This is a genomic window from Streptomyces lavendofoliae (genome assembly GCF_014649735.1).
Taxonomy (GTDB): domain Bacteria; phylum Actinomycetota; class Actinomycetes; order Streptomycetales; family Streptomycetaceae; genus Streptomyces; species Streptomyces lavendofoliae.
In genome coordinates this window covers 1-18,780 of record NZ_BMTP01000024.1, presented here as the reverse complement: position 1 = coordinate 18,780, position 18,780 = coordinate 1, and the positions used below count along the sequence as shown (strand labels likewise).

General features: G+C 74.3%; 16 protein-coding genes. 4 read left to right on the top strand and 12 right to left on the bottom strand.

Annotated features, from left to right (window positions below; all coding sequences use genetic code 11):
• Positions 1-45 precede the first annotated feature (45 nt).
• The 9 genes from IE109_RS30440 to rimP all read right to left on the bottom strand — a co-directional run bounded on the left by IE109_RS30440 (position 46) and on the right by rimP (position 11,883).
• Positions 46-990, bottom strand: coding sequence for a bifunctional riboflavin kinase/FAD synthetase (locus tag IE109_RS30440; protein ID WP_189554594.1), 945 nt, complete (start codon positions 988-990; stop codon positions 46-48).
• 42 nt (positions 991-1,032) lie between these two features.
• Positions 1,033-4,638: a trypsin-like peptidase domain-containing protein gene (locus IE109_RS30435; protein ID WP_229891745.1), complete on the bottom strand. Its 3,606-nt coding sequence runs from the start codon at positions 4,636-4,638 to the stop codon at positions 1,033-1,035.
• A gap of 226 nt (positions 4,639-4,864) precedes the next feature.
• On the bottom strand, positions 4,865-5,764 hold the full coding sequence (gene truB, locus IE109_RS30430; RefSeq protein WP_189554593.1) for a tRNA pseudouridine(55) synthase TruB: 900 nt from the start codon (positions 5,762-5,764) through the stop codon (positions 4,865-4,867).
• Positions 5,761-6,213: a 30S ribosome-binding factor RbfA gene (rbfA, locus tag IE109_RS30425; RefSeq protein ID WP_189554592.1), complete on the bottom strand. Its 453-nt coding sequence runs from the start codon at positions 6,211-6,213 to the stop codon at positions 5,761-5,763. Before rbfA ends, truB begins: the two co-directional genes overlap by 4 nt.
• Before the next feature lie 51 nt (positions 6,214-6,264).
• Positions 6,265-6,558 carry a DUF503 domain-containing protein gene (locus IE109_RS30420; RefSeq protein WP_189554591.1) on the bottom strand — a complete coding sequence of 98 codons (294 nt, stop codon included), beginning with the start codon at positions 6,556-6,558 and terminating at the stop codon, positions 6,265-6,267.
• Between the two features lie 139 nt (positions 6,559-6,697).
• Complete coding sequence (infB, locus tag IE109_RS30415) at positions 6,698-9,820, bottom strand: translation initiation factor IF-2 (RefSeq protein WP_189554590.1); 3,123 nt, start codon at positions 9,818-9,820, stop codon at positions 6,698-6,700.
• Positions 9,821-9,968: 148 nt separating this feature from the next.
• On the bottom strand, positions 9,969-10,247 hold the full coding sequence (locus tag IE109_RS30410) for a YlxR family protein (protein WP_189554589.1): 279 nt from the start codon (positions 10,245-10,247) through the stop codon (positions 9,969-9,971).
• Between the two features lie 131 nt (positions 10,248-10,378).
• The gene (nusA, locus tag IE109_RS30405) at positions 10,379-11,383 is read right to left on the bottom strand and encodes a transcription termination factor NusA (protein ID WP_189554588.1); all 1,005 of its coding nucleotides are present in this window, start codon (positions 11,381-11,383) and stop codon (positions 10,379-10,381) included.
• 2 nt (positions 11,384-11,385) lie between these two features.
• The gene (rimP, locus tag IE109_RS30400) at positions 11,386-11,883 is read right to left on the bottom strand and encodes a ribosome maturation factor RimP (RefSeq protein ID WP_189554587.1); all 498 of its coding nucleotides are present in this window, start codon (positions 11,881-11,883) and stop codon (positions 11,386-11,388) included.
• Between the two features lie 165 nt (positions 11,884-12,048).
• On the opposite strand from rimP, the gene IE109_RS30395 reads away from it, so the two are divergent.
• From IE109_RS30395 to IE109_RS30380, 4 genes are all read left to right on the top strand, one after another.
• On the top strand, positions 12,049-12,672 hold the full coding sequence (locus IE109_RS30395) for a hypothetical protein (RefSeq protein ID WP_189554586.1): 624 nt from the start codon (positions 12,049-12,051) through the stop codon (positions 12,670-12,672).
• Positions 12,669-13,097: a ferritin-like domain-containing protein gene (locus tag IE109_RS30390; RefSeq protein ID WP_189554585.1), complete on the top strand. Its 429-nt coding sequence runs from the start codon at positions 12,669-12,671 to the stop codon at positions 13,095-13,097. Before IE109_RS30395 ends, IE109_RS30390 begins: the two co-directional genes overlap by 4 nt.
• Positions 13,098-13,199: 102 nt before the next feature.
• Positions 13,200-14,153, top strand: a complete 954-nt coding sequence (locus IE109_RS30385; RefSeq protein WP_189554584.1) for an aminoglycoside phosphotransferase family protein — start codon at positions 13,200-13,202, stop codon at positions 14,151-14,153.
• A gap of 74 nt (positions 14,154-14,227) precedes the next feature.
• Positions 14,228-15,184 (top strand): slipin family protein, encoded by a 957-nt coding sequence (locus IE109_RS30380; protein WP_189554583.1) that lies wholly within the window; start codon positions 14,228-14,230, stop codon positions 15,182-15,184.
• A gap of 168 nt (positions 15,185-15,352) precedes the next feature.
• Here IE109_RS30380 and IE109_RS30375 read toward each other — a convergent pair whose 3' ends face one another.
• The 3 genes from IE109_RS30375 to IE109_RS30365 form a co-directional block, all read right to left on the bottom strand.
• Positions 15,353-17,047 carry a proline--tRNA ligase gene (locus IE109_RS30375; protein WP_189554582.1) on the bottom strand — a complete coding sequence of 565 codons (1,695 nt, stop codon included), beginning with the start codon at positions 17,045-17,047 and terminating at the stop codon, positions 15,353-15,355.
• Between the two features lie 68 nt (positions 17,048-17,115).
• Positions 17,116-17,673: a GNAT family N-acetyltransferase gene (locus tag IE109_RS30370; RefSeq protein ID WP_189554581.1), complete on the bottom strand. Its 558-nt coding sequence runs from the start codon at positions 17,671-17,673 to the stop codon at positions 17,116-17,118.
• Between the two features lie 32 nt (positions 17,674-17,705).
• Entirely contained in the window at positions 17,706-18,551 is an 846-nt protein-coding gene (locus IE109_RS30365) for a GNAT family N-acetyltransferase (protein ID WP_189554580.1), read from the bottom strand.
• Positions 18,552-18,780: the final 229 nt, after the last annotated feature.

The following is an 18,780-nucleotide window of genomic DNA, read 5'->3' as shown; positions in this document are numbered from 1 at the left end:
CGGAGCCCACCCACCACGGGAGCCGCCGCACCCCGCGGGGGCGGCCTACCGGCCGGAGGTGAGCTCGCGGCAGCGCTGCACGTCCGCGCCGATCGCCTCCAGCAGCGCTTCGACGGACGCGAACTTCTCCTGCCCCCGGACGTACGCCAGGAAGTCGACCGCCACATGCAGCCCGTACAGGTCCAGGCCGATCCGGTCGATGGCGTACGCCTCGACCGTCCGCTCCGTGCCGTCGAACTGCGGGTTGGTGCCGACGGAGATGGCGGCCGGCATCCGCTCCCCCGCCGCCGTGAGCCAGCCGGCGTAGACGCCGTCCGCCGGGATGGCCGTGTGCGGCAGGGTCTCGACGTTCGCCGTCGGGTAGCCGAGCTCACGGCCACGCTGGGCGCCGCGCACGACGACGCCCTCGACACGGTGCGGGCGCCCCAGGATCTCGGCGGCGCCCTCGACGTCGCCCTCGGCGACCAGGCGCCGCGTCAGGGTCGAGGAGAACGGCTCACCGCCGCCGGCCTCGCCGCGCACGTACAGGTCGACGACCTCGACCTCGTAGTCGTACGTCGCACCCGTCTCGCGCAGGAAGTCCACGTTCCCGCTCGCCCTGTGGCCGAAGCGGAAGTTCGGGCCCTCGATGACGGCGCGCGCGTGCAGCTTGTCGACGAGGACCTTCACGATGAAGTCGGCCGGCGACAGCTGGGAGAACTCGGCGGTGAACGGCAGGACGAGCACCGCGTCGACGCCCAGCTCGGCCATCAGTTCGGCGCGCCGGTGGTGCGGGGCGAGCAGCGGCGGGTGGCTGCCGGGCCGGACGACCTCGGAGGGGTGCGGGTCGAAGGTGACGACGACCGACGGGACGCCGAGCTCACGCGCCCGCTCCACCGCCCGGCCGATGATCAGCTGGTGTCCGCGGTGCACCCCGTCGTAGGAGCCGATGGTGACGACGCTGCGCCCCCAGTCCTGGGGGATGTCCTCCAAGCCACGCCAGCGCTGCACTGTGACCGCTCCTCGCCCGAACCCGTGTACGTCATTGACCGATTACGCAGGTCTAAGACTGCCATGCCCACGGCTTCCGGCCCGCATCGGCATCGGATGGCCCGGACCGGGCGGGGTGCCGCCCGGCTCCACGTCCAGCCGCACGCCCACCTCGACGGCCGGCTCCACGTCCAGCCGCACGCCCACCTCGACGGCCGGCCCGACGCGCGGCTCCCCGGCCGGCGGGGCGCCCGGGCCGGCGCCCCGCCCCGCGACCAGGTTCTCCACCGTCCGGCGGGTGCTGGGGCCGACGACGAACGCCCAGTCCGCCGGTGCCCGCCGCAGCCACCCCGCGACCAGGTCCGCGAACCCCGGCACCTCCCGGGCGAGCTCCACGAGGCTCCGGTCGAAGCAGGTGGCGCCCTCGGGGGTACGGACGAACAGCAGCCCGACGCGGTGGACCAGCTCACGGGTGCGTGCCCCGGGCCGCCGGCCGGCCCCGAGGGCGGCCGCCCGCAGCAGGGCGTCGAGCACGGCGGGGTCGCCGCCCTCGTACCGCCCGTGCCGCTCGTGCTCCAGGAGCACGTCGAGGAGTTCGTCCCGCAGCGGGCGCGACGCGCGCGTGCCGGGTGCCGCGAGGACCGGGGCCAGGGCGCTGCGGACCTCCTCGGGGGAGCCCCGCAGCAGTTCGCCGACCAGCGGGAAGAGCACCGCACGGGCGGCCGGGCCCTGCTCCAGGCGCCGGTCGACGTACGCCGCGGCGTGGCCGGCGCCCTCGGGATGGCGGTGGACGTAGGCACGGACCAGCTCGGCGGCGCGGCGGGCGAGCGCGGGCGTGCGGACCAGGGCGAGCTCCGCCAGTACGGCGCCGGCGTCGGGGCCGCCGTCCAGGAGCCGGGCGCGCAGCGCGGCGAGGACCGGCTCGGGGTGGGTGCGCAGGGCCGCGGCCAGCGCGTCCGGTGGCACCCCGGGGTCGGCCGCGCGGAACGCGGCCAGGGCCTCGCGGAGGTACCGGGGCCTGCTGTGCGGGTCGCGTACGAGGATGCCGAGTGCCGCTCCGCGCGGCGTTCGGCCGTCGGGGCGGGCGAGGAGCGCGAGGGCGGCGTACCGCAGGTGCTCGCGGTCGGCCTGGGCGGTGACCCGGGCGGCGAGCAGCCGGCCGTACGCGGCGGCGGCCAGGCGCCGGCCGGGCCGGGTGTCGTCGTGCGCCCACCGGTCGACGGCCCGGCACAGCGCGGCCGGCTCGTCCTCGGCGAGGGCGGCGAGCAGTTCGTCGGCGCGCGGGTGCGCGGTGGTGACGAGCGCCTCGCACAGGTCGTCGACGGCCAGGTCCCGGTGGGCGTACAGCAGGGCCTGCGCGGCACCGGCGACGGTGGGCCGCATCAGGGCGCCGGGCCGGGCGGGCAGCGGCCGCTCGTCGGTGAACCAGCGGCACAGCAGGGGCTGTACGCCCCGGGGGTCGGCCGCCAGCCGTACGGCGACGGCGTCCAGGAAGCGCGGCACGTCCCCGGTCCCGGGGGCCCCGTCCGCGGGCACCAGGCGACGCAGCAGGTCGACGCGGTCGTCCTCGCCGATACGGAGCCGTTCCCAGAACCAGGGGCCGAACGCGTCGTGCGCCCCGCGGGCGCCCGAGGCGGCGGTGAGGCGTTCCGCGAGCAGCCGCAGCACGCCCAGGTAGGGCCGTACGTCCGGCACCCGGAGCAGCGTCTCCCCCAGCAGGCGGGCTCCCCACCAGGCGGCCTCGGCGCCGGCGGGCCGGTCCAGTGCGGCGACCAGGGCCGTCAGCCGCCGGGCCGCCGCGGCCGGTCCCCGGACCCGGTCCAGGAGCAGCAGCGCCTGGACGACCGGCCCGATCCGGTGGCGTGGTACGGGCAGGTCCGCGGGGGCGTCGCCGTGGACCAGCGCGTCGAGCGCCGCGTCCAGGTCCAGGTGCCCGCCCTGGATCCAGTCGCCGACCTCCTCGTGGGCGAACCGGTAGCCGGCGCCCGCGGGGACGAGCAGGCCCTCCGTCAGGACGGCGGCGGCCCAGCCGGTGGTCCAGGGGAACAGCTCCCCGAACGCCTCACGGTCCAGTTGCCCCTGCCCGGGGCCCAGGCAGTGCCGCGCCGCCTCGTGGACGCGCCCCGCCACCCGGGCGGCGAGCCGCCGTACCGCGCCGGCTCGGGGGGCGGGCCGGTCCGCGGCGGCGATCCGGCCGGCGACGCGCAGGCACATCAGGTCCAGGTGGGCGGCGAACACCTCGTGCCGGCCCGGCCGCCCCGGTACGTCCCCGGGGAGGGTTTCGCGCACCTCGGCGAGGAGCCGCAGCGCCAGCGGGTGCCGGGCGTCGTCCGCCGCGAGGGCGTCGCCGGGCAGCCCGTACCGTTCGCGCGCCCGTGCGGCCTCGCGCCCGGACAGGTCGCCGACCCGGAGGGCGTCCGGCAGCCGCCAGGCGGGCCGCCCGGGCCGGTACAGCGTCCCGGCGGGGTGGAGCGCGCCCGCCCGCTCCCAGTACTCGGGCCGGCAGGCGACGACGAGCCGGGCGCCGTGGGCGCGGAGCCAGCCCACGGTGCCGGCGGTCCACGCGGTGAGCCGGTGCGTCAGGACGGGCGGCATCTCCTCGGGGGCGTCGAGGACGACCAGCAGGGGACGTCCCCCGTCCCGGGCGAGCCGGGCCACTCGCGCGGGTGTGGCGGTGCCCGGGTCGGCGGGCCCGCCCGAGCAGGCCACGACGCGCCCGGCGTGCCGCAGCGCCCTCGCGGCGGCGTCGGCCAGGGAGGTGTCGTCGGCGCGCAGGTCGGCGCCGCGCAGCCAGAGGGTGGGGGCGGGCGCGGCGGCGTGCTCGCGGCGGGCGGTGAGGGCGCGCAGTTCGGTGGTCCGGCCGCTGCCCGGGTCGCCGACGAGGGCGAACACCGTGGCGTCCGACGCGGTGAACGCGTCGAGCTCCCGGGCCACGGCGCGCCGTTCCACCGGGTCGGGGCAGGTGCCGGACCCGCCGGGGGTGGCGCGCGTCATGGCGGTGAGGCGGAGGGCGCCGGCGAGGTTGAGGTCGTCGCCGTACGCCGGGACGGTGGCGGCGTTGCGCCGCAGCAGGGCGGCCAGCGGGCCGTCGGGCGCGGCGGCGGCGATCCGCGCGAGCGGTACGGCGAGCCCGGCCGCCCGGTGCCCGGCGTGCAGGGCGGTACCGAGCACGCCCAGCACCGCGCCGGTCGAGGCGTCCAGGACGGGGCCGCCCGCGGCTTCGCCGCCGAGCCGTAGCGCCTCGCGGCCCTCGGTCCCGATGGCGAGCTCCAGCACGTCACCGAGCAGGTGGAACCGGTCGGACGCGGTGTAGGTGACCGGGGCGGTGCCGAGCACCCGCGCCTCGCGCCAGCCGCGCGCGGCGATCCGTACGTACGTCCCGGCCTCGACGCGCTGCCGGGCCGCGACGGGCAGCGGGGCCACGCCCAGGCCCTCGGTGCGCACGAGTGCCAGGTCGGCCCCGGGCAGCGGGGTGATGGCGTCGCCCTCGGCGATCCAGGCGCGCCCCTCCCCCTCCCCGGGTGCGCGCACCATGACCCGTACGAGTCCGTCCACCGCTTCGTGGCTGGTCAGCACCGTGCCCTCGGCGTCGGCGACGAAGCCGATCCCGCGGGTGGTGCCCGCCGGATCACAGATCCGCACCAGCGTCGCCCGTTCCCCGCGTTCCATGGTTCGACGGTAGGACGGTGTTGATCACCGGGTGAAGGACGTGACGGGAAAGCGCCCCCGAGTGCTCCCGTCGTTCACTCCGAGCGCCTGGCCAACCGGGTGAATTCGGGCCGCCGGACGGATAGACCCACGAAGAGGGGGATCGTGGAGCGGGCCGCCGGCGCCGGGGCGCCCGCCGCCCGCTCCACGGTGGGCGGGTCCCACCCTCCGGGGCGCGCGGGCCGGGTCAGCCGAAGACGGCGAGGCTCTTCGCCTTGCCGTTCTTCTCCTCCACCAGCGCCAGGAACCGGCCCTCCGGGCCGAAGACGGCCACCGGGGACGCGCCGTACGCCGGCATGTCCAGCCGTACGCCGTTCAGCAGCAGTTTCGCCCGCCGCTCGTCCACGTCCCAGCGGGGGAACGCGGCGGCCGCGGCGTCGGCGACCGGCATGACGCTGAGGTCCTCCTGGAGCTGGTCCAGGGTGCGGGCCGCGTCCAGCTTGTACGGGCCGACGCGGGTGCGCCGCAGGGCCGTGAGGTGGCCGCCGACGCCGAGTCCGGCGCCGATGTCGCGGGCGAGGGCGCGGATGTACGTGCCGGAGGAGCAGACCACCGAGACGACCAGGTCCACGACGGGCGTGCCGTCCTCCGCGACGGCGTCGCGCATGTCGTACACCTGGAAGGACGACACCGTCACCGGGCGGGCCGGGATGTCGAACTCCTCGCCGCCCCGCACGCGCGCGTACGACCGCTTGCCGTCGATCTTGATGGCGCTGACCTTGGACGGCACCTGCATGATGGCGCCGGTCAGCTTGGCGACCTCGCCGTCGACGGCCTCGCGGGTGACCCGGGAGGCGTCGGTGGACGAGGTGATCTCGCCCTCCGCGTCGTCGGTGACGGTGTTCTGCCCGAGCCGGACGGTGCCCAGGTACTCCTTCTCGGTCAGTGCGAGGTGACCGAGGAGCTTGGTGGCCTTCTCGACGCCGAGGACCAGCACGCCGGTCGCCATCGGGTCGAGCGTCCCCGCGTGTCCGACGCGGCGGGTCCTGGCGATCCCGCGCATCTTGGCGACGACGTCGTGCGAAGTGAAGCCCGACGGCTTGTCGACGATGACAAGCCCGTCGGGCGTCCTGGTGTGCTGTGTCATTCGGAGGCTGCGTCCTCGTCCTGGTCCTCGTCCTCCGGCTTGCGGTACGGGTCGGCCTCGCCGGCGTACGTCTTGCCGGTGGACACCTCGCGGACCTCCGCGTCCTTGGCCCGGGCCTTGTGGAGGAGGTCCTCGATGGTGCGGGCGTTGTCCGGCAGCGCGTCGGGGACGAAGGTCAGGCTCGGCGTGAAGCGGACACCGGTCTGCCGGCCCACCTCGGAGCGCAGGACGCCCTTGGCGGACTCCAGTGCCGCCGCGGACGCCGCCCGCTCCTCCTCGTCGCCGTAGACCGTGTAGAAGACCGTGGCCTCCCGCAGGTCACCGGTGACCCGGGCGTCCGTGATGGTCACGAAGCCCAGTCGCGGATCCTTGATACGCCGGTCCAGGGTCTCCGCGACCACGACCTGGATGCGATCGGCCAGCTTGCGGGCCCGCGCGTTGTCGGCCACCGGTCCTTCTCCTCTTTCGTCCTACGTTCGTCGTACCGCGATGCGGCACGTTCAGTCTTCATCGGTGTGCATGCGCCGGCGTACCGACAGCAGCTCCACCTCGGGCCGGCCCGCGACCAGGCGCTCGCACCGGTCCAGCACGTCCGTCAGGTGCCCGACGTCCCCGGACACCACCGCGAGGCCGATTCCGGCCCGGCGGTGGAGGTTCTGGGAGCCGGTCTCCGCCACGCTCACCGCGAACTTGCGTTGCAGCTCCGCGATGATCGGGCGGACGACGGAGCGCTTCTCCTTCAGCGACCGTACGTCGCCGAGGAGCAGGTCGAAGGACAGAGTCCCCACATACATGTGTGCCCGGATGTCCCGCCGGTTCGGGGTCAGTGCCCCGCCAACCGCTTGGCAGGGACACCAAGAACCGTACACGGAACGGCCGGGGCCGATCGACGGAAATACTTCCGCCGACCGGCCCCGGCTGCCGTGGCTGGGATCAGCCGCGCGGCTTCTCGCGCATCTCGTACGTCGCGATGACGTCGTCGACCTTGATGTCGTTGAAGTTTCCGAGGTTGATACCACCCTCGAAGCCTTCGCGGATCTCGGTGACGTCGTCCTTGAAGCGACGCAGACCCTCGATGTTGAGGTTCTCCGCGATGACCTTGCCGTCGCGGATGAGGCGCGCCTTGGTGTTGCGTCGCACCTCGCCGGAGCGGATGAGGACACCGGCGATGTTGCCCAGCTTGGACGAGCGGAAGACCTCGCGGATCTCCGCCGTGCCGAGCTCGACCTCTTCGTACTCCGGCTTGAGCATGCCCTTGAGGGCTGCCTCGATCTCCTCGATGGCCTGGTAGATCACCGAGTAGTACCGGACGTCGACACCCTCGCGCTCCGCCATCTGCGCGGCACGGCCGGCCGCGCGGACGTTGAAGCCGATGACGATGGCGTCGGAGCCCATCGCCAGGTCGATGTCCGACTCCGTGACCGCACCGACACCGCGGTGCAGGACCCGGATGTCGACCTCTTCGCCGACGTCCAGCTGGAGCAGCGACGACTCGAGCGCCTCGACGGAACCGGAAGCGTCACCCTTGATGATGAGGTTGAGCTGCTGGATCTCGCCGGCCTTGAGCACCTTGTCCAGGTCCTCGAGGGAGACGCGGCGCACGCGCTTGGCGAACGCGGCGTTGCGCTCACGGGCGGCACGCTTCTCGGCGATCTGACGGGCCGTACGGTCCTCGTCGACCACCAGGAAGTTGTCGCCGGCGCCCGGGACGTTGGTGAGACCGAGGACGAGGACCGGGGTCGAGGGACCCGCCTCTTCCACGTTCTCGCCCTTGTCGTCGAGCATGGCGCGGACACGGCCGTAGGCGTCGCCCGCGACCATCGTGTCGCCGACCCGCAGCGTGCCTCGCTGGACCAGGACGGTCGCGACGGCGCCGCGGCCCTTGTCCAGGTGGGCCTCGATGGCAATACCCTGCGCGTCCTGCTCCGGGTTGGCCCGCAGGTCGAGCGAGGCGTCGGCCGTGAGGATCACGGCCTCCAGCAGCGAGTCGATGTGCAGACCCTGCTTGGCGGAGATGTCGACGAACATGGTGTCGCCGCCGTACTCCTCGGCCACCAGGCCGTACTCGGTCAGCTGACCGCGCACCTTGACCGGGTCGGCACCCTCGACGTCGATCTTGTTGACCGCGACCACGATCGGCACGTCGGCCGCCTTGGCGTGGTTCAGCGCCTCGATCGTCTGGGGCATCACACCGTCATTGGCCGCGACCACGAGGATCGCGATGTCGGTGGACTTCGCACCACGGGCACGCATGGCGGTGAACGCCTCGTGACCCGGGGTGTCGATGAAGGTGATCTTGCGGTCCTCGCCGTTGACCTCGGTGGCGACCTGGTACGCACCGATGTGCTGCGTGATACCGCCGGCCTCGCCCGCGACGACGTTCGTCTTGCGGATCGCGTCCAGCAGTCGGGTCTTACCGTGGTCGACGTGACCCATGACGGTCACGACCGGCGGACGGGACACGAGGTACTCCTCGCCGCCCTCGTCCTCGCCCCACTCGAGGTCGAAGGACTCGAGCAGCTCGCGGTCCTCCTCCTCGGGGCTGACGATCTGAACCTGGTAGTTCATCTCGTCGCCGAGCAGCTGCAGCGTCTCGTCGGAGACGGACTGCGTGGCGGTGACCATCTCGCCGAGGTTCATCATGACCGCGACGAGCGACGCCGGGTTGGCGTTGATCTTCTCCGCGAAGTCGGTGAGGGACGCACCGCGCGACAGGCGAACGGTCTCGCCGTTGCCGCGAGGCAGCATCACGCCGCCGACCGACGGGGCCTGCATGGCCTCGTACTCCTGGCGCCTCTGCCGCTTCGACTTGCGGCCACGACGCGCCGGGCCGCCGGGACGGCCGAAGGCGCCCTGCGTGCCACCACGGCCACCGGGACCGCCGGGACGGCCACCGAAGCCGGGACGACCGCCGAAGCCGCCGCCACCGCCACCGGGACCACCGGGACGACCGCCGCCGCCACCGCCGCCACCGGGACGGCCGGCGAAGCCGCCGCCACCGCCGCCGGGACCGGCCGGACGACCGGCGAAGCCGCCGCCGGGACGACCGGCGCCACCGGGACGGCCGGGGCCGCCACCGGGACCGCGGCCACCGCCGCCGGGGCCACCGCCGGGGCGGGGACCGGCAGCCGGACGCTGCGGCATCATGCCCGGGTTCGGGCGGTTACCGGCGGGGCCGCCACCCGGGCGCGGAGCCTGGGGACGCGGCATGCCGCCGGGAGTGGGGCGCGGTCCACCGGGACCGGCCTGCGGACGGGGACCGCCCTGGCCGGCGCCCTGCGGACGCGGGCCGCCCGGGGCACCGGGGCCACCGGGACGCGGGGCGCCGCCCGGACGGGGCGCCTGCGGGCGCGCCATGCCGGTGGAGCCACCAGAGGTGAACGGGTTGTTGCCCGGGCGCGGACCCGCGGGACGCGGGGCACCGGGACGGGGCGCCTGACGCTCGCCACCGGGACGCTGGGCGCCGCCGGGGCGGCCGCCGCGCTCGCCGCCCTGACCGCGCTCGCCCTGCGGGCGGCCGGCGGGACGGGGACCGGGGGTGGCACCGGACCGGGGACCGGCGGCCGGGGCCGACGGGGGCGCGGTGAACTCCGGGTTCGCCGGAGCCGGCGAGGCGGGCGCCGGCTTGGGCGCCGCCGCGGGCTTCGGACCCGGGGTGGGACGCGGGCCGGAGGCCGGCGTGGCCGGCTTCTCCGCCGCCGCGGGCTTCTCGGCCGCCGCGGGCCTCGGCGCGGGAGCACCGGGCTTCGGGGCGGCGGGACGTGCCGCCTGCGCCTGGGAGGGCGCGGACGGGGCGGGGGTGCCTCCCGGACGGCTCGACGCCGCGGGAGAGGGCTTGGCGGGCGCGGCCTTGCGGGGCGCGCCGGGCTTCGCTGCGGACTTGCCGGCGTTGCCGCCGGGACCCTGCAGCGCGTCGGTCAGCTTGCGTACAACCGGCGCTTCGATGGTCGAAGACGCCGAACGGACGAATTCACCGAGTTCCTGGAGCTTGGCCATGACGACCTTGCTCTCCACACCGAACTCCTTGGCGAGTTCGTATACCCGGACCTTAGCCACATCGCTCCTTTTAGGTCCGGGTTACCGCCGGACCGTCGCTACTTCATGGGCGTACTCATCGCGTACTCATCGAGTGCTCATCGCAATCTCGACCTACTTCCAACTCGCGAGGTACCTGACCGCACGGTGTTCCGTGCCGTACTTCTTCTTACGGTGCGGACTGCTCGACGTACCGGCGGACGTCCGCGGCGTCGAGCGGTCCCTGGACCCTGAAGGCCCTCGGGAACGCCCGGCGGCGGACCGCCAGGTCGAGACAGACCGAGGCGGGATGCACGTAAGCACCCCGGCCGGGCAGCGTACCGCGTGGATCGGGGGCGCACTCGCCCTTGATCAACACGATGCGCAGCAGATCGCGCCTGGCCGCTCGCTCCCGGCATCCCACACAGGTTCGCTCAGGGCAGGCGCGGGCGTGCGTCCGGCCAGACACGGTTAAGTCTACCTCCCCGCACCGACCTCACCCCATCGGGGCAAAAATCGAACGGTTGTTGTCGTGATCTCGCCATCGCACAACGTGACGACGACGGGTTCTATTCCCCGGCCGGGGCCGGGGAACGCGTGTCAGTCCTGGTCCGCCGCGGGCTGCTGCTGCTCGGTGTCCGGGCGGATGTCGATGCGCCAGCCGGTCAGACGGGCGGCCAGGCGGGCGTTCTGCCCCTCCTTGCCGATCGCCAGCGACAGCTGGTAGTCCGGCACGGTCACCCGGGCGGACCTGGCGCCGAGGTCGACGACCTCGACCTTGGAGACGCGGGCCGGGGACAGGGCGTTCGCCACCATCTCGGCCGGGTCGTCCGACCAGTCGACGATGTCGATCTTCTCACCGAGGAGCTCGGCCATCACGTTGCGCACCCGGCTGCCCATCGGGCCGATGCAGGCACCCTTGGCGTTCAGACCCGAGCGGGTGGACCGGACCGCGATCTTGGTGCGGTGGCCGGCCTCACGGGCGATCGCGGCGATCTCGACGGACCCGTCGGCGATCTCCGGGACCTCCAGCGCGAAGAGCTTCTTCACCAGATTGGGGTGCGTGCGCGACAGGGTGACCGACGGGCCGCGCACCCCCTTGGCGACGCGGACGACGTACGTGCGCAGGCGCAGCCCGTGCGTGTACTCCTCGCCGGGCACCTGCTCCTGCACCGGCAGGATGGCCTCCAGCTTGTCGTCCAGCCTCACCAGGACGTTCTTGGGGTCCTTGCCCTGCTGCACCATGCCGGCGACGATGTCGCCCTCGCGGCGGGCGTACTCGCCGAAGGTGACGTCGTTCTCGGCGTCCCGCAGACGCTGCTGGATGACCTGGCGGGCGGTGCTCGCCGCGATCCGGCCGAAGTCCGACGGCGTGTCGTCGAACTCCTTGGGCTCCTGCCCCTCCTCCAGGTCCGCCGGGTCCTCCTTCGCCCACACCGTCACATGACCGGTCTGCCGGTCCAGCACGACACGGGCGTGACGGCGGGCTCCCTCGGTGCGGTGGTAGGCGATGAGGAGGGCCGACTCGATGGCCTCGACCAACAGGTCGAAGGCGATCTCCTTCTCCTGTGCCAAGCCCCTCAGGAGCTTCACGTCGATGTCCACGGCTACGCCTCCTCTTCCTTCTTGTCCTTGCGGTTGAACTCGATCTCCACGCGTGCCTTCGCGATGTCCGGGAACGCGACGCGGCGGGCGGTGGGCTTGCGCCCCTTCACGCCCGGCACCTCGAGATCGAGGCCCTCGTCGTCCACGGAGAGGATGCGGGCCACCAGCTCGCCCGTCTCGCGCAGCTGGAGCTTCACCAGGCGGCCGGTGGCGCGTACGTAGTGGCGGTGCTCGGTCAGCGGACGGTCCGCGCCCGGCGAGCTGACTTCGAGGACGTACTCCTCGTCGCCCATCGCGTCCGTCTCGTCGAGCTTGTCGGAGATGGCGCGGCTCAGCTCGGCGCAGGTGTCGAGTTCCACGCCCTCGTCCGAGTCGACGATGATCCTCAGCATCCGCCGCCGGCCCGCCCGGGACACCTCGATCTCCTCGAGGTCCAGGTCCTGCGCGCTGACCAGCGGTTCCAGCAGCCCGCGCAGCCTTTCGCTCTGGGTGGTGCTCATCCGGGTGACTCCTCGGCCGCGTGTGCTGTTGTGGGATCGTCGCGTGTCAGATCAAAGGGTATCCGGTCGCGAGGGGTGTTGCCGTCCACCTCGTGACGAGCCGCAGGTACGCTCGCCTGCGGTGATCTTCGGGTCCTGCTGGTCCGGCTGCTGAGGGAGTGACGCGTGAGGCGTACGGGAACGACACGCAGACACGCGCTCATCGCCACGGGCGCGGTGGCGGCGGCCGGTGCGCTCGGCGCGTGCACGGCCGGCGGCCCGGGTGGCACGCCGGCCACCCGGACGGCCGAACAAGCCGCGCGGGCGGAGGCGGCCCTGCGGCGCCGGTCGGCCTCGACCAGCGCGACGCTGCTGGTCCGGTACGACGAGGTCCTCACCGTGCACCCCCCGCTGGCCGCCCGGCTGGCCCCGCTGCGGGCGGCGGTGGCGGCCCACGTCGCCGCGCTGGCACCCCCGGGCGCCCCGCCCGCCTCGCCCGTCCCGAGCGCCCCCGCCACCCCGGGCGTCCCCACCGCGCCGGACGCCCCGGCTCGGGCGGGGGCGCCGGGCGCTCCGGTGGCGCCGGGTGCCGGCGTCGCGTCGGGCACCCCGGCGGTTCCGGTGGGCACGGTGCCCGCCGACCCCGGTGTCGCGGTCGCCGAGCTGGCCGCAGCGGCACGCGGGACCGCCGACGCGCACGCCGCCGCCCTGCTCACCGCCCCGCCCGAGCTCGCGCGGCTCCTGGCGTCCGTCGCCGCCGCCGCGGCCGCGCACGCGTACCTGCTGACCGCCGAAGGGACCCCGTCATGAGCGAGGCCGCTCTGGAGGCCGCCCAGGCGGCGCTGGCCGCCGAGCACGCGGCCGTGTACGGGTACGGGGTCGTCGGCGGCCGGATCGGCCGCGACCGGGCGGCGGAGGCGACCGCCGCGTACGCCGCGCACCGGGCCCGGCGGGACGCGCTGGCCCGCGCGGTGCGCGACCTGGGCGGCAGGCCCGCCGCGTCCGCCGCCGCCTACGCGCTGCCGTTCCCGGTGCCGGACGCGGCGGCGGCCGTCCGGCTGGCCTCCGAGCTGGAGGACCGGGTCGCGGGCGTGTACTCCGACCTCGTACGGGCCGCGGAGGGGCCGCTGCGCCGGGAGGCGGCGAGCGCGCTGCGGGAGGCGGCGGTCCGGGCCGTGCGGTGGCGGGGCAGCGGCGTAGCCTTTCCTGGGCTCGCCGAGCGATCGGGCGGCTGAGCCGCGCCGCAGGACCGACGGCGGCGCCCGCACGTGCCGGTGGCGCGGCGGAACGCGAGCACAAGGACCGAGGACCCGGCTTCGAGAGGGAACGACGCACGCATGGGTTTTGAACCACCGCAGCGACTGGTGCGGGCCCTCGGCGAGACGTACGGGGACGCGGCCGCGGGCGACTGGCTCGCCCGGCTTCCGGAGGTCGCCCGGCGGGCGGTCGGCCTGCGGCACCTGGACGTCGAAAGGGTGGTCGCCCCCGGTGGCCGCAGCAGCCTCGTCGCCCTGGTGCGTCTGCCGGACGGCACCCCGGGCGCGCTGAAGGTGGCGCCGCCGTTCGCCGCGCCGGACCTGGAGCGGGCGGCGCTGGCCCACTGGAACGGCTGGGGAACGGTCCAGCTGCTGGACGCGGCCGGGCCGGAGGCCGGGGCCGCGGACGCGGCGGGTGCGGAGGCCGTCGCGACGGACGCGGCCGGGGCGGGGCTGTTGCTGGAGCGGCTGCACACGGAGGTCAGCCTGCGGTCTCTGCCGGAGGCCAAGGCTCTGCTGGAGGCGGCCGGCACCGTACGGCGGCTGTGGGTGGCCCCGCCGGAGGGCCACCGCTTCGAGTCGGTCGCCGAGCGGACCGCGCGTCAGGCGGGGGCCATGCGGGCGGCGAAGGACGACGAGACGGCCGCCCTGGTGTCCGCCGCCCTGGACGCCAGGGACGCACTGGTGGCGGACGCCCCCGAGGAGCTGCTGCTGCACGGGAACTTCCGGCAGGGCAAGGTGCTCGCCGGGGACCGGGCGCCCTGGCTGGCGGTCGGCCCCGAGCCCCTGGTGGGCGAACGGGCGTACGACCTGGCGCGGCTGGTCCGCGACCGGGTCGAGGACCTCGTGGCGGCGGCCTCGGGCGCCACGTCGGGGCGCCGCCGGGTGAACAAGCTGGCCGACTCCCTGGATGTGGACCGCGAGCGGCTGCGGGGCTGGACGCTGTTCCGGGCCGTGGAGTCGGGGACGCGGGCCCTGGCGGCGGGGCGGCGGCAGGACGGGGAGCTGCTGCTGGAGTTCGCCGGCTGGCTCTGACTCCCCGAATGGCCCTATAGGTGCGATATTGGGCATAACGCACCCGTACCACCCGCTCGGACGGGAGGGCCGTCATGGTCGAGGAAGTGCTGGCAGCGGCGGCGGCCACGGGTTCGGCCGCCGTGGTGTACGTGGCGGCGGCCGCCAGGGTCGTCAAGCAGTACGAGAAGGGCGTGGTCCTGCGCTTCGGGCGGCTCCGCAGCGGCGTCCGGGGACCCGGGTTCACCATGGTGGTCCCGTTCATCGACCGCCTGCACAAGGTGAACATGCAGATCGTGACCATGCCGGTGCCCGCCCAGGACGGCATCACCCGTGACAACGTCACCGTGAGGGTCGACGCGGTCATCTACTTCAAGGTCGTGGACGCGGCGGCGGCGATCATCCGGGTCGAGGACTACCGGTTCGCGGTCTCGCAGATCGCCCAGACCTCCCTGCGTTCGATCATCGGCAAGAGCGACCTGGACGACCTGCTCTCCAACCGGGAGCAGCTCAACCAGGGGCTGGAGCTGATGATCGACAACCCGGCCGTCGAGTGGGGGGTGACCATCGACCGGGTCGAGATCAAGGACGTCTCCCTGCCGGAGACGATGAAGCGGTCGATGGCCCGCCAGGCCGAGGCCGACCGCGAGCGGCGGGCCCGGGTCATCAACGCGGACGCCGAACTCCAGGCGTCGAAGAAGCTGGCCGAGGCGGCGGGTGTGATGTCGGAGACCCCGTCCGCGCTCCAGCTGCGGCTGCTCCAGACCATCGTCGCGGTCGCCGCCGAGAAGAACTCCACGCTGGTGCTGCCGTTCCCTGTGGAACTGCTGCGCTTCCTGGAGCGGGCCGCGCAGAGCCCACCCCCGGTGGACCGGCAGCAGCCGGCCCCCCACCCGCCGGCGCTGCACGTCCACGACCCGCACCTGCACGATCCGCTCGACACGTCCCGCGCCGCGCGGTCGCCGGAGCCGGTCCCCGAGCCGCCGGTACGCGAACCGGCGCCGACGCCCCACGTACGGGACGACGACGCGGGTACGGCGGGCTGCATCTGACCTCGCGGGGCGGGACCCCCACCCCGGGGGTCACCGCCGAAAGGGCACCGCCCCGTCCCGTTGTGACCACCCGTCCCGCCCCAGCGGGACGACCGCCCACCACCGGGGGCGACGGCCCGGAGCGGGGCACGGGGGCAGGCCCGGCCCGGGGGCGGAGCCCCGGGGGCGTCAGGCGGTGAGGCGGGCGATCGCCTCGTCGACCGTCAGCTCCTCGCGCTCGCCGGTGCGGCGGTCCTTGAGCTCCAGGACGCCCTCGCCCGAGCGGCGGCCGGCGACGAGGATCTTCGGTACGCCGATGAGCTCGGCGTCCGTGAACTTCACGCCCGGCGACACACCGGCCCGGTCGTCGACCAGGACCCGCAGGCCGGCCGCCTTCAGCCGCTCCGACACGTCCAGCGCCAGCTCGGTCTGGAGCGCCTTGCCCGCCGCGACGACGTGGACGTCGGCCGGGGCGATCTCGCGGGGCCAGCACAGGCCCTGCTCGTCGGCGTGCTGCTCGGCCAGGGCCGCGACGGCGCGGGAGACGCCGATGCCGTACGACCCCATGGTGACGCGGACGGGCTTGCCGTTCTGGCCCAGGACGTCGAGCTGGAACGCGTCCGCGTACTTGCGGCCGAGCTGGAAGATGTGGCCGATCTCGATCGCGCGGTCGATCTTCAGGTCGCCGCCGCAGAGCGGGCAGGGGTCGCCCTCCTCCACCACGACGACGTCCAGGTACTGGTCGACCTCGAAGTCCCGGCCTGCGACGACGTTCTTCGCGTGGGTGCCGGGCTTGTTGGCGCCGGTGATCCAGGCCGTGCCGGGCGAGACGCGCGGGTCGGCGATGTACCGGACCTTGTCGAGGCCCTGCGGGCCGACGTAGCCGCGCACGAGGTCCTCACGGCCCTCGAAGTCCTCGGCGGTGACCATCTCGACGGTGGCCGGGGCCAGGTGGTCCTCCAGCTTGCCCAGGTCCACCTCGCGGTCGCCGGGCACGCCGACGGCGACGATCTCGCCGTCCACCTTGACCAGCAGGTTCTTCAGCGTGTGGGAGGCCGGGACGCCCAGGTGCGCGGCCAGCGTCTCGATGGTCGGCGTGTCGGGGGTGTCCAGCTCCTCCACCGGCCCGTGCGCGCCCGGGTCCTCCGGCTGCTGCTTGAACGTGACGGCCTCGGTGTTGGCGGCGTAGTCGCAGTTCGGGCAGTAGACGAAGGTGTCCTCGCCGGCGGCGGCCGGGGCCAGGAACTCCTCGGAGGCCGAGCCGCCCATGGCGCCCGAGACCGCCGAGACGATCTTGTGCCGAAGACCGAGCCGGTCGAAGATCTTGATGTACGCCTGGCGGTGCAGCGCGTACGACTCGGCCAGGCCCTCGTCCGTGGTGTCGAAGGAGTACGAGTCCTTCATCTGGAACTCGCGGCCGCGCAGGATGCCGGAACGGGGACGCGCCTCGTCGCGGTACTTCGTCTGGATCTGGTAGAGGATCACCGGCAGGTCCTTGTAGGACGTGCACTGGTCCTTGACCAGCTGGGTGAAGATCTCCTCGTGGGTGGGGCCGAGGAGGTAGTCGGCGCCCTTGCGGTCCTTGAGGCGGAACAGCTCGGCGCCGTACTCCTCCCAGCGGCCCGTCGCCTCGTAGGGCTCCTTGGGCAGCAGCGCCGGCAGCAGCACCTCCTGCGCGCCGATCGCGTCCATCTCCTCGCGCACCACGCGGGAGACGTTCTCCAGCACCTTCATGCCCAGCGGCAGCCAGGACCAGATGCCCGCGGCGTTGCGGCGGACGTAACCGGCGCGGACGAGCAGCTTGTGGCTGAGCGTCTCGGCGTCCGCCGGGTCGTCGCGCAGTGTCTTGACCATCAACCGGGACATGCGCTGGACCTGGGCCATGGGGAACTCTCCTGCGGTGAAAAGTGTGATGGCTAGGAGGTTAGCCGCGTGGCGGGTGCTGGCGGAAATCAGTTCCGCCCGGGCCGCCCCTCCCGGCGCGGCAGCGGCAGCGGCGCGCCCATCACCGCGTACGGCTTCGCGGCGCTCGGGAAGTGGACCCGGCGGGCCAGGTCGGTGTACCCGAGGGAGCGGTAGAGGAACCGGGCCGGGTTCTCCACGTCGATGGCGGACAGGATGGAGCGCGGCTCATCGGCGGCGTCCGTGATGGTGGTGATCAGCTCCCGCCCGATCCCCCGGCCCTGGAAGTCGGGGTGGACGTGGAGCTCGGTGATCACGAAGGAGTCGTCGAGCCAGGCGCCGTTGCCCTCGCGGACGAGGTAGGGCTGGACGACCGTCGACCACCAGTGGGTGCGGTCGTTGGGCATTCCGTACACGAAGCCCACCAGCCGCCCGGCCGGGGTCGTCGCGCCCCAGGCGCGGGCGCCCGGGCTCTGGAGGTGGCGCAGCACGATGTGGCGCCGGACCGCGACCTCGTCGTCGCTCAGCCCGAAGGCGACGGCCTGTACGGCGAGGGCGGCGTCCACGCGTGCGGCGAGGTCGACCGGCCCGATCACGACGTCATCCATGCGACCGAACCATACAAGCGCCTCCGAGCGGGTCAGAAGAGCACGCTCATGAAGGCGCCGACCTCCTCGAAGCCGACGCGGCGGTACGCGGCCCTGGCCGGGAGGTTGTAGTCGTTGACGTACAGCGAGACGACCGGCGCGATGTCGTCGAGGGCGTAGCGCAGCACGGCGGCCATGCCCGCCTCGGACAGGCCGCGGCCCCGGTACTCGGGGGCCACCCAGACGCCCTGGATCTGGCATGCCTGGGAGGTGGCCGCGCCGATCTCCGCCTTGAAGACGACCTTGCCGTCCTCGACACGGGCGAACGAGCGGCCGGCGCCGACGAGCTCGGCGACGCGGGCCTGGTAGAGCAGGCCGCCGTCACCGGCCATCGGCGAGACGCCGACCTCCTCGGTGAACATCGCCACGCACGCCGGCATGATCACGTCCATCTCGTCCTTGCGGACGCGGCGGACGCGCGGGTCGGGCTCGACGTCCGGGGACGGCCGGTCGGTGACCATCAGCGGCTGGTGGGCGCGGACGTCCCGGGCGGGGCCCCAGTTCGGTTCGAGGAGCCGCCACAGCTGGGCGGTGGGCTCCGCGGGGCCGACGATCGACGAACAGCGCCGGCCGGCCCGGCGGGCACGGTCGGCGAAGCCGCGGACGGCTTCGGGCGTGGCGCAGATCGGGACGAGGTTGGCGCCGGAGTAGCAGAGCGAGCGCAGTCGCCCGTCCGCGTACCAGCCCCACATCTCGCCGCCGAGGCGCCACGGGTCGAGCCCCGCGACCTGCACGCGGGAGGTGACGAACGCGTTGGCGACGGGCTCGCTCTCGAGTACGGCGAGCGCGGCGCCGAGGTCGCTGGGCTCGAGGACCCGGGTGGTGGTCTGCGTCAACACGAGGGGGCCTCACCATGCGTTCCATACGGGTCCTGGCACTGTACCCGGCGCCGCAGGGGCAACGGCAGGACCCGGCCCCGGCGCCCCCGCCCCGACGGTGCCGCCGCACCCCCGTCGCGGCCGGTCGGCCGGGGCCTCCCGGCGGGGCCCCTCCGGGCTCGTCTCCCGGGGTCAGCTGACGGTGACGGCGGGCTCTCCGGACATCACGCCGTCCTTCTCCATCTGCTCC

What these genes read in the sequence shown, in the direction of transcription:
- truB (WP_189554593.1), bottom strand. Translation starts at nt 5,764, where the DNA reads ATGACACAGCACACCAGGACGCCCGACGGGCTTGTCATCGTCGACAAG.
- IE109_RS30380 (WP_189554583.1), top strand. Translation starts at nt 14,228, where the DNA reads ATGGTCGAGGAAGTGCTGGCAGCGGCGGCGGCCACGGGTTCGGCCGCC.
- IE109_RS30370 (WP_189554581.1), bottom strand. Translation starts at nt 17,673, where the DNA reads ATGGATGACGTCGTGATCGGGCCGGTCGACCTCGCCGCACGCGTGGAC.
- IE109_RS30390 (WP_189554585.1), top strand. Translation starts at nt 12,669, where the DNA reads ATGAGCGAGGCCGCTCTGGAGGCCGCCCAGGCGGCGCTGGCCGCCGAG.
- IE109_RS30385 (WP_189554584.1), top strand. Translation starts at nt 13,200, where the DNA reads ATGGGTTTTGAACCACCGCAGCGACTGGTGCGGGCCCTCGGCGAGACG.
- rimP (WP_189554587.1), bottom strand. Translation starts at nt 11,883, where the DNA reads ATGAGCACCACCCAGAGCGAAAGGCTGCGCGGGCTGCTGGAACCGCTG.
- IE109_RS30375 (WP_189554582.1), bottom strand. Translation starts at nt 17,047, where the DNA reads ATGGCCCAGGTCCAGCGCATGTCCCGGTTGATGGTCAAGACACTGCGC.
- IE109_RS30420 (WP_189554591.1), bottom strand. Translation starts at nt 6,558, where the DNA reads ATGTATGTGGGGACTCTGTCCTTCGACCTGCTCCTCGGCGACGTACGG.
- IE109_RS30435 (WP_229891745.1), bottom strand. Translation starts at nt 4,638, where the DNA reads ATGGAACGCGGGGAACGGGCGACGCTGGTGCGGATCTGTGATCCGGCG.